14 protein-coding genes are annotated in these 16,399 nt (G+C 64.9%); 8 read left to right on the top strand and 6 right to left on the bottom strand.

Annotation, left to right across the window (positions count from 1 at the left end; genetic code table 11):
• The first annotated feature begins 4 nt into the window (after nt 1–4).
• From M9952_02260 to M9952_02250, 3 genes are all read left to right on the top strand, one after another.
• The gene (locus M9952_02260; GenBank protein ID MCO5311745.1) at nt 5–1,765 is read left to right on the top strand and encodes an alpha/beta hydrolase; all 1,761 of its coding nucleotides are present in this window, start codon (nt 5–7) and stop codon (nt 1,763–1,765) included.
• Between the two features lie 128 nt (nt 1,766–1,893).
• A complete protein-coding gene (locus tag M9952_02255) occupies nt 1,894–2,730 on the top strand; it encodes a diguanylate cyclase (protein ID MCO5311744.1) in 837 nt (278 codons plus the stop codon).
• A 97-nt stretch (nt 2,731–2,827) separates the two neighbouring features.
• The gene (locus M9952_02250) at nt 2,828–5,437 is read left to right on the top strand and encodes an EAL domain-containing protein (GenBank protein MCO5311743.1); all 2,610 of its coding nucleotides are present in this window, start codon (nt 2,828–2,830) and stop codon (nt 5,435–5,437) included.
• Nucleotides 5,438–5,465: 28 nt separating this feature from the next.
• Here M9952_02250 and M9952_02245 read toward each other — a convergent pair whose 3' ends face one another.
• The 5 genes from M9952_02245 to dnaK are packed head-to-tail and all read right to left on the bottom strand — an operon-like array spanning nt 5,466 to nt 11,923.
• The gene (locus M9952_02245; GenBank protein MCO5311742.1) at nt 5,466–7,991 is read right to left on the bottom strand and encodes an AAA family ATPase; all 2,526 of its coding nucleotides are present in this window, start codon (nt 7,989–7,991) and stop codon (nt 5,466–5,468) included.
• A 2-nt stretch (nt 7,992–7,993) separates the two neighbouring features.
• Nucleotides 7,994–8,377 carry a helix-turn-helix transcriptional regulator gene (locus M9952_02240; GenBank protein MCO5311741.1) on the bottom strand — a complete coding sequence of 128 codons (384 nt, stop codon included), beginning with the start codon at nt 8,375–8,377 and terminating at the stop codon, nt 7,994–7,996.
• 18 nt (nt 8,378–8,395) lie between these two features.
• Nucleotides 8,396–9,529 (bottom strand): molecular chaperone DnaJ, encoded by a 1,134-nt coding sequence (gene dnaJ / locus M9952_02235; GenBank protein ID MCO5311740.1) that lies wholly within the window; start codon nt 9,527–9,529, stop codon nt 8,396–8,398.
• A 16-nt stretch (nt 9,530–9,545) separates the two neighbouring features.
• Nucleotides 9,546–10,100 (bottom strand): nucleotide exchange factor GrpE, encoded by a 555-nt coding sequence (locus M9952_02230; protein ID MCO5311739.1) that lies wholly within the window; start codon nt 10,098–10,100, stop codon nt 9,546–9,548.
• Nucleotides 10,100–11,923: a molecular chaperone DnaK gene (dnaK, locus tag M9952_02225; GenBank protein ID MCO5311738.1), complete on the bottom strand. Its 1,824-nt coding sequence runs from the start codon at nt 11,921–11,923 to the stop codon at nt 10,100–10,102. The genes M9952_02230 and dnaK overlap by 1 nt, the downstream gene beginning before the upstream one ends.
• Before the next feature lie 305 nt (nt 11,924–12,228).
• Between dnaK and gpmA the strand changes: the two genes are divergently transcribed.
• The 3 genes from gpmA (at nt 12,229) to M9952_02210 (ending at nt 14,439) form a co-directional block, all read left to right on the top strand.
• On the top strand, nt 12,229–12,990 hold the full coding sequence (gene gpmA / locus M9952_02220) for a 2,3-diphosphoglycerate-dependent phosphoglycerate mutase (GenBank protein MCO5311737.1): 762 nt from the start codon (nt 12,229–12,231) through the stop codon (nt 12,988–12,990).
• Between the two features lie 101 nt (nt 12,991–13,091).
• Nucleotides 13,092–13,841: an ABC transporter ATP-binding protein gene (locus M9952_02215; GenBank protein ID MCO5311736.1), complete on the top strand. Its 750-nt coding sequence runs from the start codon at nt 13,092–13,094 to the stop codon at nt 13,839–13,841.
• A 19-nt stretch (nt 13,842–13,860) separates the two neighbouring features.
• Nucleotides 13,861–14,439, top strand: a complete 579-nt coding sequence (locus M9952_02210; GenBank protein ID MCO5311735.1) for an RDD family protein — start codon at nt 13,861–13,863, stop codon at nt 14,437–14,439.
• On the opposite strand, the gene M9952_02205 is transcribed toward M9952_02210, so the two are convergent.
• Nucleotides 14,406–14,783, bottom strand: a complete 378-nt coding sequence (locus tag M9952_02205) for a nuclear transport factor 2 family protein (protein ID MCO5311734.1) — start codon at nt 14,781–14,783, stop codon at nt 14,406–14,408. The two genes, M9952_02210 and M9952_02205, sit on opposite strands and share 34 nt — an antisense overlap.
• 122 nt (nt 14,784–14,905) lie before the next feature.
• On the opposite strand from M9952_02205, the gene M9952_02200 reads away from it, so the two are divergent.
• Nucleotides 14,906–15,934: a hypothetical protein gene (locus tag M9952_02200; GenBank protein MCO5311733.1), complete on the top strand. Its 1,029-nt coding sequence runs from the start codon at nt 14,906–14,908 to the stop codon at nt 15,932–15,934.
• A 31-nt stretch (nt 15,935–15,965) separates the two neighbouring features.
• Nucleotides 15,966–16,361, top strand: a complete 396-nt coding sequence (locus M9952_02195) for a TIGR03618 family F420-dependent PPOX class oxidoreductase (protein ID MCO5311732.1) — start codon at nt 15,966–15,968, stop codon at nt 16,359–16,361.
• Nucleotides 16,362–16,399 lie beyond the last annotated feature (38 nt).

Raw genomic sequence — 16,399 nt, 5'->3', positions numbered from 1 at the left:
CGCCATGTCATCGAGATCTCGAGGGGTGCGCCGAATCGCCGCGCTCAGCATCGCCGCCATCGTCGCCGTATCCGGTTGCACCTCGGGCAAGTCCGGCTCGATCTCGCCACAGGGGGACTCCGGAGATACGGGCGCTTCGACACCGGACGAAACCGGGGCCCTCGACTGGTCGCGCTGCGACGGCGACACCATCGCGGTCGAGTCACTCGTGTTGAATCAAGCGGCCGCCAAGGGCATGAAATGCGCCTCGATGGAGGTCCCCGTCGACCATGAGGAACCCGACGGGGCGACGATCACGCTCGCGCTCGCGCGGGTTCCCGCAACCAAACCCAGCGAACGAATCGGGTCGCTGGTGTTCAACCCCGGCGGACCCGGCGGCTCCGGCCTGGAGTTCCTCGCCTCGAGCGCAGCGCTCATCAGCCCCGACATCGCGGAACGTTTCGACCTCGTGTCCTTTGACCCTCGCGGGCTCGGAGCATCGAGTCCGCTCGAGTGTCTCACCCCCGACCAACGCGAGGAGTGGATCTCCCGCTCCTCCGACGAGGTCGCCGACACTCCGGAGATGGCCCTGGAATTCGAAACCGCCGTTGCACAGGGTTGCGAGGCCGACGACGCCGCCCTGTACGCGAACATCGGCACCGACGCGGTCATCGAGGACCTCGACCTCATACGCGAGGCGCTCGGCGAGGACCAGCTGAACTTCATGGGCATCAGCTACGGGACACGCATCGGAGCGCTGTACGCCAGCCGGCACCCCGACCGTGTCCGCGCCATCATCTTGGACTCCCCGGTGACCCCCGACCGATCGCTCGCAGCGCTCGCTGGTGGCCAGGCGGCCAGCCTCGCCGAGAGTCTCGCTCAGTTCTACCGGTGGTGTGACGCCGATCCCGAGTGCGCGCTTCAGCCGGACGCAGCGAGTGCGGCCCGGTCACAGGCCGAACGACTCGAAGTCACCCCGATCGAGGTCGAAGGCGAGAACGGGCTGGAACAACTCGACGGTTCGATGTTCGAAACCGCCCTGATCACCGCAATGTATGACCCGGCGATGTCCCAGCCGCTCGCCGAGGCGATCGTCGCGCTCGACGCCAGCGGCGCCGAACGCGAACGCGCCGCCGCCTTTCTGTTGCGCCTCGCCGGCCTGCAGCATTCACGTCAGCCCGACGGCACCTACGGAAACGGGTTCGAAGTCCAAACGCTCGTCAGCTGCGCTGATGCCGAGGCGCCCTTGAGCTCCCAGGAGGCCGAGCAGATCGCGGAATCGACCCCCACCCTGCTGCTACCCGACGACGCTGAGCCGTCCGCCAGCTGCACGATCCTGCCGACCGGTGCGGCCACCGAGATCACCACGTCGACGGCGGCCGAACGCGTCCTGGTCATCGGGTCCGTCGGCGATCCGGCGACACCCTACGCTTGGATGTCCCAGATGGCCGACGCGCTCGGAACGCCGAAACGCATCACCTACAGCGGGACCGGACATGGTGTTGCTCTGTCGCAGCCGTGTGTGTCCGCCCAACTCGTAGCGTTCCTCACCGATCCGGTTGCGTTCACCCCCACCGACTGCGAGCAGAACCCTGACGAACGCGACATCTACGCCACGATCGCGGGACAATTCACCGATCTCGGGCTTCCGGGCTCTACGATCGAGTGCATCGTCGAGGGCCTGAAAGAGCGCATCTCACCGCTTGCGATCGCCGCCGACGACGGCAGCGACATCGACTCGGAACTCCTCACCGAGATCTCACGGATCGCTATCGGATGCCGATGAGAAGTGAGGAAATTAATTATTGAGTTCCGACACAGACGCGTCGAGACATTCTCTGACCGACGACACCGAAGCCACCATGGCGCCGATGTCCGGTCACCTGCTGAAACGGTAACTGGAGCGACAATCCTGTGCGACGACTGACTGCAATCATCTTGGGCGGCCTCGGCCTGATCACCGGCGCCACCGCCATGCTGGCCGACGCGTCCTGGCTGGGCATCGTCGCCGGGCTCGCTGCGCTCGCCGCCGGTGTCGTCGGCTTCAGCGAGACCGCCAACAACGAGGCCCTCCAGGCCAAGGCGATCACCGCGTCGGATGAGACGAACCGGCTTCGGGCCGAGGTCGAGCGGCTGCAGGTGGAACTCGCCGACGAACGCACCAAACGCGTTGATGCACAACCACCCCTCGCGGAGTTCTCCACCGACAGCGCCGGTTCGTTCAACCGCAAGTTCGACGACACCGCGACGCCGCTTGTGAACGATCCGCGAGACCTGTCGGACACGAAGTTGCTCGCCGACCCCGAGACCAACCTGTTCAGTGAGGCCTACTTCCGCGTCGCGCTCGATGCTCGGATTGCGTCCGCTCGTCGTCACCTGCGTCCCGTGGCCGTGGCGATCGTCGAAGTACTCGAAGGCGACGATCCGCAGTTCGGGGAGGAAGCCGATCCTCAGAAGGTGACCGGCGCTATCCGTCAGACCCTGCGGGACGCCGACACCGCGTGCCGGATGACCGACGGCCGCTACGCGATCATCCTCGAGGACACCCCGGAAAACGGAGCGGTGTGGACCGTCGAGCGTATTCGTCGAAACCTCACCACCCGCTACGGCCACCACACGATGTGGGCCGGGGTGGCGTGCTATCCGGCCCATGCCTTCTCCTCGGAGGAACTGCTTGAGCAGTCCACGGCCGCCCTCGGGGCCGCCCGAGAGTGGAAGCAGGACCGCATCGAGGTCGCGACCTCCGAGTAGGGCTCCCGGCTCACGGGCAACCTCACCTCTTCGGGCGGGTGGAAAATTGCTCACCTCATAGGCCAGCGTGCCGATAGAAGGCATGAGGTTTTGTGCTATGGCCGCAACTGCATCGGCAACTGAAGCGACCCACGACATGGACCAGGGACGTTCCCGGGTTCTGTTCGTGACCGCGCTCGTCATCGCCGCGTTGACGCCGATGATCATGTGGCTCACCCAATTTCAGGGGCCGGATAGCGCACTGATCATCCTGCTGGTGACCGGGCTGTCGGCGGTGTTCAACAACGTGAACATCGACTTCGAGTTCCGCCACGAGAACCACCGGTTCATGTTTCTTGCCATCCCGATGCTCGTCGGGTTGAGTTTTCTCTCGCCACTGACCCTGTTAGCCATCCAACTCGCGGTCGCCGGGTTGACCTATCGCGTCGTCGAGAATCAACCGCTGATGAAGCTGGTGGTGAACCTCGCGATCGTCGGCCTCGACACCGTCGTCGCCGCCACCGTGTTCTGGCTTTGGATCGGGCCAGAGAACAGCGGCGTACTCTCGTGGTTCGTGCTCCTGGGCGGATTCGTGCTGGCGGAGGCGGCCGGGGGATTCGTCACGATCGCGGTCATGAGCAGCTTTCTCGGCAGGCTCATCACCCCGAGCGGAACCGACCTCGTTCTCACCCTCATCGGCATCGTCGCCGACGTCACGCTGGCAGTGGTGTTCGTGACACTGCTGCGCCTCAACAGCGCTGCTGCGGCACTGGTGCTCGTCATCGGGGTCACGATGTACCTGCTGGCTCGCGAATACACCCGCATCAGCACCCGCTATCGGGGAATGAATCGGCTGAACAACTTCGCGATCGGCATCTCCTCGGCGGTCAACGACGGTACCGTTTTCGAGGAATTGCTGTATCAAGCCGCCGAGACCCTTCACGCCGAGACGGCGTGGATCACCCTCGAGCGGTTCGGTGAGGTGACCCGGTTCGAGATTCGCGACCGGCAGCTTGTGCAGACACCGTCAACGCAACTCGATCGGCTTCTGCTCGACCTCGCTCCGATTGAGCCCCAGATCTTCACCGTCGAGGACGAAACGACTCCGAGCGCGTTCGCGAAAGCCCTGAACGACTCCGGTCACGAGGAGATCGTGGCCGTCGAGTTGACCCGCCAAGATTCGACTCGCCTGGTGCTCGTCATCGCCGACCGCAGCACCGAGGTTCGGCCATTCGATCGAGAAGATGCCGACATGTTGGGCACCGTTGGTGTGCACGCCAACCTGTCGCTGCAGAACGTCGATCTCGTCGAGAGACTCCGGCTGCAGGTGCAGGAGTCCGACTACCTCGCCTCCCACGATTCGCTCACCGACCTTCCGAACCGATCGCTGCTACTACACACCCTCGACGAGATGCTCGGCCGTGGCGACGACGTCGCCGTGATCCTGTTGGACCTCGACCGGTTCAAGGAGGTCAACGACACCCTCGGCCACGAGAACGGCGACCTGGTGCTGATCGAAGTCGCGGCACGTCTGAGTTCCCTGCTCGAAGACGGCGAAATGGCGGCGCGCCTCGGCGGCGACGAATTCGCCGTGATCGTGCGACGAGGCAGCCGGTGCGATACCGGCGCCCTCACCGACGATGCGTTCGTCGCGGCGCGCAACATAGCGAACAATCTCCACCGATCATTCGCCATCGGCGATGTCGCCATCGACATCGCCGCCAGCGTGGGCATCTCGCTGCCGGTGGATCCGCGAGGCCCCGACGGGGGACGCCGACTCGATGCCGGCACCATGCTGCGCCAGGCCGACGTCGCGATGTACCTCGCCAAAGAGGGCCGAACGGTCATCGAGTGCTACAGCAACGAACGCGACCACTACAACCCCGAACGCTTGGCGATGGCGAGCCGACTTCGCGCCGCGATCGATCACGGCGAACTGGTTCTGCACTATCAGCCTCAGGTTCACATTCGTTCAGGCGTCGTGGAGTCGGTCGAAGCCCTCGTGCGCTGGCCCCAACCCGATGGCTCGTTCGTGCCGCCCGACTCGTTCATCAGCCTGGCCGAGCACACCGGGTTGATTCATCAGCTGACCCGATTCGTCGTGTCCAGCGCCGTCGAGCAGGCGGCCATCTGGTACGCCGCAGGCACTCCACGCCGTGTTTCGATGAACCTCAGCGCCTACAACCTCACCAATGAGTCGATCGTCGACCTGTACTCCGAACTCCTCGCCCACCACCGGCTCCCGCCCGAACTGCTCGTCGCCGAACTCACCGAGTCCGCCGTCATCTCCGATTCACGCCGGGCGGTCGCGGTGATGGAGCGCATCCGACAGCTCGGCATCGGCATATCCATCGACGACTTCGGAACCGGGCAGTCATCGCTGTCCTACCTCGCCAACCTTCCGGCGACAGAACTCAAGATCGATCGGAGCTTCATCACACCGCTCGGAACGGAGCCGACCGCCGAGATCATCGTGCGCGCCACCGTGGAACTCGCCCAGAGCCTCCGCATGCACGTCGTCGCCGAAGGCATCGAGACCGAGGAACAGCTGGCGATCCTGAGCGACATCGGGTGTGACTACGCCCAGGGCTTCTACTTCTCGCGTGCGCTCGAGCCTCGCGGGCTGGAGCTGTGGGTTGAACAACACCGCGCCGACGCTGCTCAACCCCGCCTCGAAACGCGGGAGGTCGCGACGAACAATGGCGCCCCGACCTCCTCGTTTCGCTGACGATCTCGACCTCGACCGGCCGCCTCGCTCAGGCCGTGATGGCGTACTCGTCGTCGACGAGGTCGACCACCACGGTTGAGTTCTCCGTCACGGTGCCGTCGAGCAACGCAACGGCGAGCCGGTCACCGATCTCACGCTGGATGAGCCGCTTGAGCGGACGGGCGCCGAACTGCGGGTCGTAGCCCTGCTCGGACAACCGCTGCTTCGCGGCATCGCTCACGGTGAGCGTGATGCGACGATCGGCGAGACGCTGCTGGAGATGGGCCAGCTGAATATCGACGATGTGGGTCAGATCCGATTGTGCAAGGGGACGGAACCGAACGATGTCGTCGAGACGGTTGATGAACTCCGGCCGGAAGAAGTCGATCGGATCTCCCGGGAGATTCGACGTCATGATCAAGATCACGTTCGAGAAGTCGACCGTGCGACCCTGCCCATCGGTCAGACGCCCGTCGTCGAGCAGCTGCAGCAGCACGTTGAACACGTCCGGGTGCGCCTTTTCGACCTCATCGAGCAGCACCACGGCATAGGGCCGACGCCGCACGGCTTCGGTCAGCTGGCCGCCCTCGTCGTAGCCGACGTAGCCGGGAGGGGCCCCGATGAGCCGAGACACGGTGTGTTTGTCCATGTACTCGCTCATGTCGATGCGGATCATCGCCCGCTCGTCATCGAACAGGAAATCAGCGAGCGTTCGAGCGAGTTCGGTCTTGCCCACACCGGTCGGGCCGAGGAACAGGAACGAACCGATGGGACGGTGGGGATCCGACAGACCCGCACGGCTTCGCCGGATCGCGTTCGACACGACCTCGACCGCCTCGTCCTGGCCGACGACCCGTTCGTGCAGCACCTCTTCGAGCCGCAACAATTTGCCCATCTCTCCTTCGACAAGTCGCGACACCGGGATGCCGGTCCAGCGTCCGACCACCTTGGCGATGTCGCTTTCGTCGACCTCCTCTTTCAGCATCTGCTTGTCGGTCTGAAGTGCCGCGAGCTGCTCCGACGCCGCCTCCACCTCGCGATCGAGGATCGGCAGATGCCCGTAACGCAGCTCCGAGGCGCGGCTCAGGTCGCCCTCGCGTTCGCAGCGGTCGGCCTCTGCCTTGAGGTGTTCCTGACGTTCCTTCAGTTCCTGGATCACGGCGATGGCGTCCTTTTCCGACTGCCAGTGCGCCCGCATCGCGTCGGCCTGCTCGCGCAGGTCAGCGAGTTCCTTGTCGATCGCCAACAACCGCTCGGTCGAGGCAGCATCGGTCTCCTTCGACAGCGCGACGCGCTCCATGTCGAGGCCGCGAATCCGTCGCTCGACCACGTCGATTTCGGTCGGAACCGAATCGATCTCGATACGCAGCGAGCTCGCCGCCTCGTCCATCAGGTCGATCGCCTTGTCCGGCAGGAACCGGCCGGTGAGGTAGCGATCCGACAACATGGCGGCCGCCACGAGCGCCGAATCGGCGATCCGCACACCGTGATGCACCTCGTAGCGCTCCTTGAGGCCGCGCAGGATGGCGATGGAGTCCTCCACGGTCGGTTCGCCCACGTACACCTGTTGGAAACGACGCTCGAGCGCCGGATCTTTCTCGATGTACTTGCGGAACTCGTCGAGCGTGGTGGCACCCACCATGCGAAGCTCGCCGCGGGCCAGCATCGGCTTCAGCATGTTGCCGGCGTCCATGGCACCCTCGGAGCCGCCACCAGCGCCGACGACGGTGTGCATCTCGTCGATGAACGTGATGATCTCCCCATCGGAGTCGGTGATCTCCTTGAGGACGGCTTTGAGCCGTTCCTCGAATTCGCCGCGGTACTTCGCTCCGGCGACCATCGACGCCAGGTCGAGAGCGATGAGACGCTTGTTGCGCAGCGTCTCGGGCACGTCGCCTTCCACGATGCGTTGAGCGAGCCCTTCGACGACGGCGGTCTTGCCCACCCCTGGCTCTCCGATGAGCACCGGGTTGTTCTTGGTTCGGCGGCTCAACACCTGAACCACGCGCCGAATCTCGTCGTCGCGCCCGATCACCGGGTCGAGCTTGCCGCGCCGGGCCGCATCGGTCAGGTCGCGGCCGTACTTCTCGAGCGACTGGTACTGATCCTCGGGGTTCTGCGACGTCACCCGATGGCTGCCTCGAACTTCCGCCAACGCCGCAAGCACCTGCTCGCGATTCGTCCCACCCAGCAACTTGTCGGCGTCGGGCTTGGACTCGTCGGCGCGCACGAACGACAACAGCAGGTGTTCGGTCGACAGGTAATCATCGCCAAGGTCGACGCGTTCGGCGTCGCCGGACTCGATGAGCGAGGTCAGCGCCTTCGACACCCGGGTGTCGGTACCGTATGCCGTCGGCAATTTGGCGAGGCGTTCGTCGACGCCGTTGCGCAACGACAGCGGGTTCAGCCCGATCTTGCGCACGATCGGCAACACAATGCCGTCGTCCTGAGACAGCAACGCTGCGAGAAGGTGCTCGGGAGTGACCTCCGGGTTGTTCGCCGCGCTGGCGCGTTCGACCGCCGCGTTCACGGCTTCTTGGGTCTTGAGAGTCCAGGTGTTCGGATCGAATGCCATGGTTACCGCCTCCTGCGGGTTTGGTCATAGAGCACGACGGCGGCCGACGGAATGGGAACGAGCTCGGATCGACGTTGACGCGCGATGGCGTCGAGCGCCGTCGCCGCGTCCTCGGTGGTCCGCTTCAGTTCCCGCTCGAGATGGGCGATACGCCGCTCGAGTTCGAGCACCTTCGTGACCCCGGCGAGGTTCAGTCCCTCGCTGGTGAGTTGTTGGATGCGGCGGAGGTCCTCGATATCAGCTTCGCTGTATCGACGGCTTCCTCCGCCGGTTCGCGCAGGGCGCAACAGGCCCTTGCGTTCGTAGATGCGCAGTGTCTGCGGATGCACTCCGGCCAGTTCCGCCGCCACCGAGATGACGTACACCGCCTGGTGAAACTCGGGCATCGCCTACCTCCTTGTCATCTACACCCCGAGATGTTCCCGGGGATTCTGGGTGGAGAGATCGCGGTACTTCTCCAGCGCCGCCCGCTCGAGCGCCGACATCTGTGTCGGGACCGACAAGTCGACGGCGACAAGAAGTGCGCCCGGTCCCGAAGCGGACTCGATGCCGCGTCCTGCCACACGGAATTGGCGTCCGTTCGGGGTACCTGCCGGGATCCGGATCGTGACCGGTTCGCCATCGATCGTCGGCACTTTGATGTCGGCCCCAAGCGCCAACTCGGCAAAAGTGACCGGCACCCGCACGATGAGGTCATCCCCATCTCGCGAGTAGACCGGGTCCGGTTCGACGTGAACCCGAATGTACAGGTCGCCTGCCGGGCCACCGCCACGGCCGGGCCCGCCCTTGCCTTTGAGCCGTACCTGCTGATCGTCGCGCACCCCACGAGGAAGCTTCACCCGCACAGCCCGAGGGCGGCTCACCGCACCGGTGCCACGACATGTTGCACATGGGGTATCAATAATCGACCCCCGGCCGTTGCAGAGGCCGCACGGACGACTCATGGCGAAGAACCCCTGGTTGTCCTCGATGACGCCGCGACCGCCACAATCCGGACAGGAACGTGGAGTGGTCCCCGCTTCGGCCCCGTTGCCGTGACAGTCACCGCAGGTGACATCGCTGACCAGGTTGACCGAGGTGGTCACCCCTCGGATCGAGTCGAGGAACGACAGGTACAGATCGGCCTCAAGGTCGTGCCCGCGCTGCGGTCCACGCGAGAAGGGTCCCGATCCGGACCAGGCGCTCGACTGCCCGCGGCCGAACAGGTTGCCGAGCAGATCGCTGATGTCGGCGTCGCTGAACCCGGGTTCGCCCGGGCGGCCGAAGCCGCCCGAGCCGCCCATGGATGACCCCATCGACGTGCCCATCGACCGCACCTGGTCGTATTCGGCGCGCCGCTCGGCGTCGCCGACGACGTCGTAGGCCGCCGAGACCTCCTTGAACCGGTCCTCGGCCGACTCATCGTTTGGATTCGCGTCGGGATGGAACTGGCGCGCCAGGCGTCGGTAGGCGGTAGTGATGTCTTTTTGCGACGCCGTGGGGGACACCCCGAGCGCTGCGTAGTAGTCCTTTTCGAACCATTCGCGTTGCACGGTCATCGCGACACCTCCTCTCCTAGCCGCGAACCTTGACCATCGCCGGGCGCACGACCCGGCCGTTCCACTGATAACCCGACCTCATCACCTCGACGACAACCGGCCCGTTTTCTCCACCCTCGCCGGGCTCCGAGAGCACCGCGTCGTGGAGCTCAGGATTGAAGTCCTCACCCGCTGCCGCGATGGTTCCGAGGCCCTTGCGTTCGAGGGCGGCGATGAGTGCCGATTGAATCGGCGCTACTTCCTCGGCGCCATGGTCGAGTGCCGCGTCACATGCATCGAGCACCGGGAGCAGTTCCGTCACCAGCGCCTCGGCGGCACGGGCTCGCGTCTCCAACTCCTGATTCGCAACACGCCGCTTGTAGTTCTCGAAGTCGGCCTGGACCCGGCGTGCGAGGTCGAGATATTCGTCGCGTTGAGCGGTGACCGACTCGAGGTCATCGACCACGTCGACGAACACGTCTTCGAGTGACGGCTGGGCCTCCTCGGCACCGCCCACACTGAAGGTGTCGGCCGCCTCCTCGACGGCCCCCACCTCCTCGGACGCTTCAGCGCTGAACTGATCGTCGCTCATCATTGCGCCTCGTCATCGATGATCTCGGCGTCGACCACGTCGTCATCGGCCGCCCCGGCGGAACCGAACCCGTCGGCGCCTTCGGTGGAAGCCGCCTCATAGAGCGATTGGCTGAGCTCCTGGCTGGCGGTCGTCAACGCTTCGGTCGTCGACCTCACCCGATCGAGATCGCCAGACGCGATGGCTTCCTTGGACGCCGCGATCGCCTCGTCGACTCTCGCCTTCTGATCGGCGGGGACCTTGTCGTCGTTGTCGCGGAGGAACTTCTCGGTCTGATACACGAGCGAGTCGGCCTTGTTCAGTTCCTCAGCCTCTTCGCGACGCTTCGCGTCCTCCTCGGCGTGAGCTTCGGCATCCTTGACCATCTGGTCGATCTGATCCTTCGACAGCGTCGACTGACCGGTGATCGTGATCGACTGCTCCTTGCTGGTCGCGCGGTCCTTGGCGGAGACGTTCACGATGCCGTTGGCGTCGATGTCGAAGGTCACCTCGATCTGCGGCACGCCACGCGGCGCCGGGGGCAGATCGGTCAGCTGGAACGTGCCGAGCGTCTTGTTGTACCGAGACATTTCGCGCTCGCCTTGCAGCACGTGAATCTCGACCTGCGCCTGCATGTCCTCGGCCGTGGTGAACACCTCGGTGCGACGCGTCGGGATGGTGGTGTTGCGCTCGATGAGCTTCGTCATCACCCCGCCACGGGTTTCGATGCCGAGCGACAGCGGGGTCACGTCGAGCAACAGGACGTCTTTGACGTCGCCCTTGAGCACGCCGGCCTGAACCGCCGCACCCATGGCGACCACCTCGTCGGGGTTGACACCCTTGTGCGGCTCACGGCCGCTCACCGACTGCACCAATTCCTGAACCGCCGGCATTCGGGTTGAGCCTCCGACGAGGATCACGTGATCGAGCTGACCGACGGTGAGCCCGGCGTCCTTGATCGCCTGTTCGAAGGGGATCTTGCAACGATCGAGCAGATCGGAGGTGATCTCCTGGAACTTGGCGCGAGTCAACGTCTCATCGAGGTGCAACGGACCGTTGGCCGTGGCCGTCACGTAGGGCAGGTTGATCTGGGTGGACTGAACCTGGCTCAGTTCGATCTTGGCTTTCTCCGCCGCCTCCTTGAGACGCTGCATCGCCATGTTGTCCTTTGCCAGGTCGACGCCCTGGGAGTTCTTGAACCCCTCGACCAACCAGTCGATGATCCGCTGATCCCAGTCGTCGCCGCCGAGTTCGGTGTCACCGTGGGTCGACTTCACCTCGAAAACACCGTCGCCGATCTCCAGCACCGACACATCGAAGGTGCCGCCGCCGAGGTCAAACACCAGGATCGCCTCGTCTTCACCCTCTTTTTCCATGCCGTACGCGAGCGCTGCCGCCGTGGGCTCGTTGATGATGCGCAGCACTTCAAGCCCGGCGATCTGACCGGCCTCTTTGGTGGCGGTGCGCTGCGCATCGTCGAAATAGGCCGGCACGGTGATGACCGCCTGGGTCACCGCATCACCGAGATACGCCTCGGCGTCGCGCTTGAGCTTCATCAGCGTGCGTGCCGAGATTTCCTGGGACGTGTAGTCCTTGCCGTCGATGCCGATGGTCCAGTTGGTGCCCATGTGACGCTTGACCGACCGAATCGTACGGTCCGGGTTGGTGATGGCCTGGCGCTTGGCGACCTCCCCGACGAGCACCTCACCGTCCTTGGTGAACGCTACGACCGACGGCGTGGTGCGGGCGCCTTCGCTGTTGGGGATGACGACCGGATCGCCGGCTTCCAACGCCGCGACCACCGAGTTGGTCGTACCCAGATCAATTCCGACTGCCTTTGGCATTTGGGGGGTCTCCTCTCACGGCGTGGCGCCGCTGTTTGGTTGCGGCCTCGTGGCCGAAATCATGATGTTGCCGCCAAGCTTAGCGGCCTCTCGACCGGTTCACCCTGCAGCTGAGTTGTTTCGATCATAAACCTTGAGTCACTCGCTATCAACTTTTATCCACAGGTCGACTTAATGCATCCTCAGGCACCCCTCCGCACGCCGCGCCGCATCGATGTCCCCCATCGCTGGGTGCGCAGAATTTCCGTCGAGCCGTCGGTTGGCTCATCATGGAGACCCACCGACGATCGAGAGCGAGGGACCCCATGTCCGATCTCATCCTGCTTCGCCACGGCGAAAGCGAATGGAACCGACTGAACCTGTTCACCGGTTGGTACGACTGCGACCTCACCGACACCGGACGAGCAGAGGCATCCGCGGCCGGTGCCACCTTGCTCGACGCCGGCCTGGGTCCGACGGTCCTGCACACGTCCCTGCAAAAGCGCGCCATTCGTACCGCCCAGCTCGCGCTCGACACCGCGAATCTGATGTGGTTGCCCGTACGTCGTTCGTGGCGGCTGAACGAGCGGCACTACGGCGACCTCACCGGGCGCAACAAGGCCGAGACCACCGAGATGTACGGCGAGGAACAGGTCAAGATCTGGCGGCGCTCCTATGACATCGCTCCGCCCGCGATCGGTTCGGACAACGAGACGAACCCCAACGACGACGCACAGTATGCGTCACTGCCCGCCGACATCATCCCCGCCGCGGAGTGCCTCAAAGACGTCGTGGCCCGGCTCATGCCGTATTGGTTTGACTCGATCACCACCGACCTCGCCGCGGGGCACACGGTGCTGGTGGTGGCCCACGGCAACTCATTGCGAGCGTTGGTGAAGCACCTCGACTCGATCGAGGACGCCGACATCACCGAACTCAACATCCCCACCGGCATTCCGCTGCACTACGAACTCGGCGACGACTTCCGGCCTCGCGAGGCCAAGCCGACCTCGCAGCGGTACCTGGGCGATGCGGACGCCATCGCCGCGAAGGCCGCCGCCGTGGCGGCCCAGGCGACGGCGAAGTAGCCAAACGTCGGCCAGCGTGGCGCTCGGGGACGATTCACTGCCCGCACCCGAGCGCCCGAAGCCGATACCGTGTCACCACTCGGACGATGACGGAGGAAGCCGTGAGCGACACCCAGACCTGGTCAACCACCGTCGCCGCATCAGCGGTCGACGCGACCAAGGAATACGGTTCGGGCGACACGCGTGTCGTCGCACTCGACAAGGTGACCGCCTCGTTCAACCGCGGTCAGTTCACCGCGATCATGGGACCATCCGGTTCTGGTAAGTCCACGCTGATGCACTGCCTCGCCGGCCTCGACGTGTTGACATCGGGCACGATCCGCGTCGGCAACGACGACCTTTCAACCCTGTCCGATCGGGAGCTCACGCTGTTGCGGCGCGACAAGATCGGCTTCATTTTCCAGGCGTTCAACCTCATCCCGACGCTCACCGCGCTCGAGAACATCACCCTGCCGATGGACCTCGGAGGAACCAAGCCCGACAAGGCGTGGCTCGACACGGTGATCGACACCGTCGGGCTGCGCGAACGCCTCACCCATCGCCCCTCGGAATTGTCGGGCGGGCAACAGCAGCGTGTCGCCGTCGCACGGGCGCTCGCATCACGACCGCAGATCATCTTCGCCGACGAGCCGACCGGTAACCTCGACAGTCGAACCGGCACCGAGATCCTCACCTTCATGCGCAAGGCGGTCGACGAACTGCGTCAGACCATCGTCATGGTGACCCATGATCCGAACGCGGCAGGTCACGCCGACCGAGTGCTGTTTCTCGCCGATGGCCAACTCGTCGACGAGATGTTCGAGCCGACGGCCGCCAAGGTGCTCGACAAGATGAAGGCGCTCGGCGACTGATCAGGGCACCCGGACCCGAGTGAACAACGAACCGACGGTCGAACTGCATCCTTGCTCAGCGGTAATGCGCCTCGTTGCCGCGGTGCTCGACTTTTCGGTGCTGATGGTCGTGATGCTGGTCCTACAACTGTCGTGGACCACCGAACGCGGCGGCGAAACCGTTCCCACGAGTGCCTCGACATGGATCTCGGTCGGCGTGGCCGTCGCCTACTTCGTCGTCTCCCACGCGGTCATCGGACAGACGTTGGGCAAGCGGATGTGCCGGCTCGTCGTGGTCACCACCTCCGACGCACCGATCGGATGGATCCGGAGTTTCGCCCGCTTCGCCGTGGCCTTCGGTGCATTTGCACTCGGACCCTGGATCGCCCGGCTCGAGACCGGCCTTCTGCACGACGTACTCGCCGTCGTGCAGGTCGCGGTGCCGCTGATCGTGTATCTGCCGATTCTCCTGCGACCCGACCGTCGCGGCCTGCACGACCTCGCAGCCGGAACCGTCGTGCGCTCGCTGGTGCCACCGTTGTCGAGCCTGTTGTCGAACCCGGGAGGCCCCGACGGGCTGGGTCGTCAGCCGAACCGGGCGTCGTCCATCGACCAATAGGCCTTCATCTCGACGACCTTGCCGGCATCGTTGAACGTGAACACGTCGATGATGTCGAGCTGCATCGACATCTCGCCGATCTTCGTGGTCACCGTCATCGGGAACGCGGCGAAGTCGGCCACCGCACGCACCGGTCCGGTCAGCTCGAGCTTGAACTCGTCGGCCATTTGGTGCGTCCCGGAGAAGAATTCGCGAATCGCGGCCTTGCCCACGTGTGGGTCGGCGTCGACGGGGTCGTAGGCGACCGCATCCTCGGCGAACAGATCGACCAGGGCGTCGAGATCTCGTGCGGAGTGCAGCCGGGTGTACGCCTCGACGGCTTGTTTCATCGCAGCGGTGTCCACGTCGTCCTCCTCAAGCCTCGACCGCGGCGGCCGATGCGACCGCCACGATAGCCTCCGCAACCCGACGAGGCCCCGACGCGAGGGCTCAGATGCGGGTGCGATCCCCGTAGGATCGGCACTCGATGAGCGACAAGACCAAGCTGACGGAATTGGTCACCGCGCTCGCCATGCTGGGCGGCGACCACCCCCTCGCCGTGCTGCCGGTGCAGCCGGCCGAACTCCGCAACGTCGACGATGCGACCTGGGCCGAACTCGTGCAATCGTGGAACGAGCCCGATGTTCGACCTCTGCTCGACGCCGCCTTCGACAACGGACGATTCTTCCGCGAGGCGACCGACGCACTGCGCGGTCGCCATCCGCGAATCATCGAGTGGACCGGACCACAACGAAGCCCCGGCGATGAGGTGGCTCCGATCGATCTGCGCGTCGACCACGTCTATCTCGTCAGCTGCAAGTACCTGTCGAAGATCACGATGAATGCGTCACCGGCGCACCTGTTCGACCGTCTCCTGACCGGTGGCCACGGACGGCGCAGCACCGACTGGTTCTGCGAGGTCGCGTCGCCTGAGCGGGAGATCCTGTGGCGACATTGTCGGGAATGGCTGCACGAAACGTTCGACGATTTCGAAGCTCCGCACGACCCAGGAGACCTCGACAGAACCGGCCGTCGTGAACTCGCCCGCCGCCTGCGGGTCAGGTCCAAGGCGTGGCCGTCGGAGTTGGTCGAGCCCTATCGCGAGCTGTGCGTCGCCGTGTCTCAGCGCAGCGCACAGCGCTGGAGCGAGAGTCTCGCGAAGCAGCGCGGCGCCGCCGAGGCCATGCTGTGGCGGCTCCTACGCATCGGCAACGCGCCCTACTTCGTGCTCGGAAGCGACCTCTCGGCGGCGGCGCCGCCCCTACGAGTCCGAGTGGCCTCGCCGTGGGACTGGCGACAGCGGTTTCAGCTCCGCGACTTCTCGGTCGCCCCACTCGACGGCGGCCAGCCGATGGTGACCTGGCGTGCCCGCTACCGCGACGAACACGGCGACCACGAAGTCCGGGGGCACGTTGAGATCCGCTGGAGCCACGGCCGTTTCAACGGGCCGCCGGAGGCCAAGGTGTACCTCGACACACCGTTCGACCTGGTTCCCGGCTACTTTCCGATTCAGTGACCGCCGATCGCACCCGAAAAGGACTCCGACCATGACGATCGATCCCCGCAACCCTGGCCCGGAGGCGCTGGCATTTCTTGCCGAGTACCACCTTGGAGTTCTCGGCACTCACCGCAGCGACCACTCGATCCACCTCGTGCCCGTCGGGTTCACCTACGACCCCGAGACGCAACTCGTTCGGATCATCACCCGGTCCGGTTCTCGAAAGGTGCGCAACATCGCGGCGAGACCGGGACATCGGGTTTCGGTGTCATCGGTCGACGGTGGCCGATGGTTGACCTTCGAAGGCCCCGCTGAGGTGTCGAGCGCGCCGGATCGTGTGGCCGAGGCGGTCGAGCGGTACGCGGCGAGGTATCGCCAACCCGGCGAAAGCGACGACCGAGTGGTGATCGAGATATCCGTCGATCGCATCCTGGGCCGGGCCTGAGTTCGGCCTCGGCAAGACGAAACGGTGTCGAGGCCACG

It is taken from the genome of Microthrixaceae bacterium (genome assembly GCA_023957975.1).
Lineage (GTDB): Bacteria > Actinomycetota > Acidimicrobiia > Acidimicrobiales > Microtrichaceae > JAMLGM01.
The sequence above is the reverse complement of the archived record's forward strand: the minus strand, read 5'-3'. Positions and strand labels throughout refer to the sequence as shown.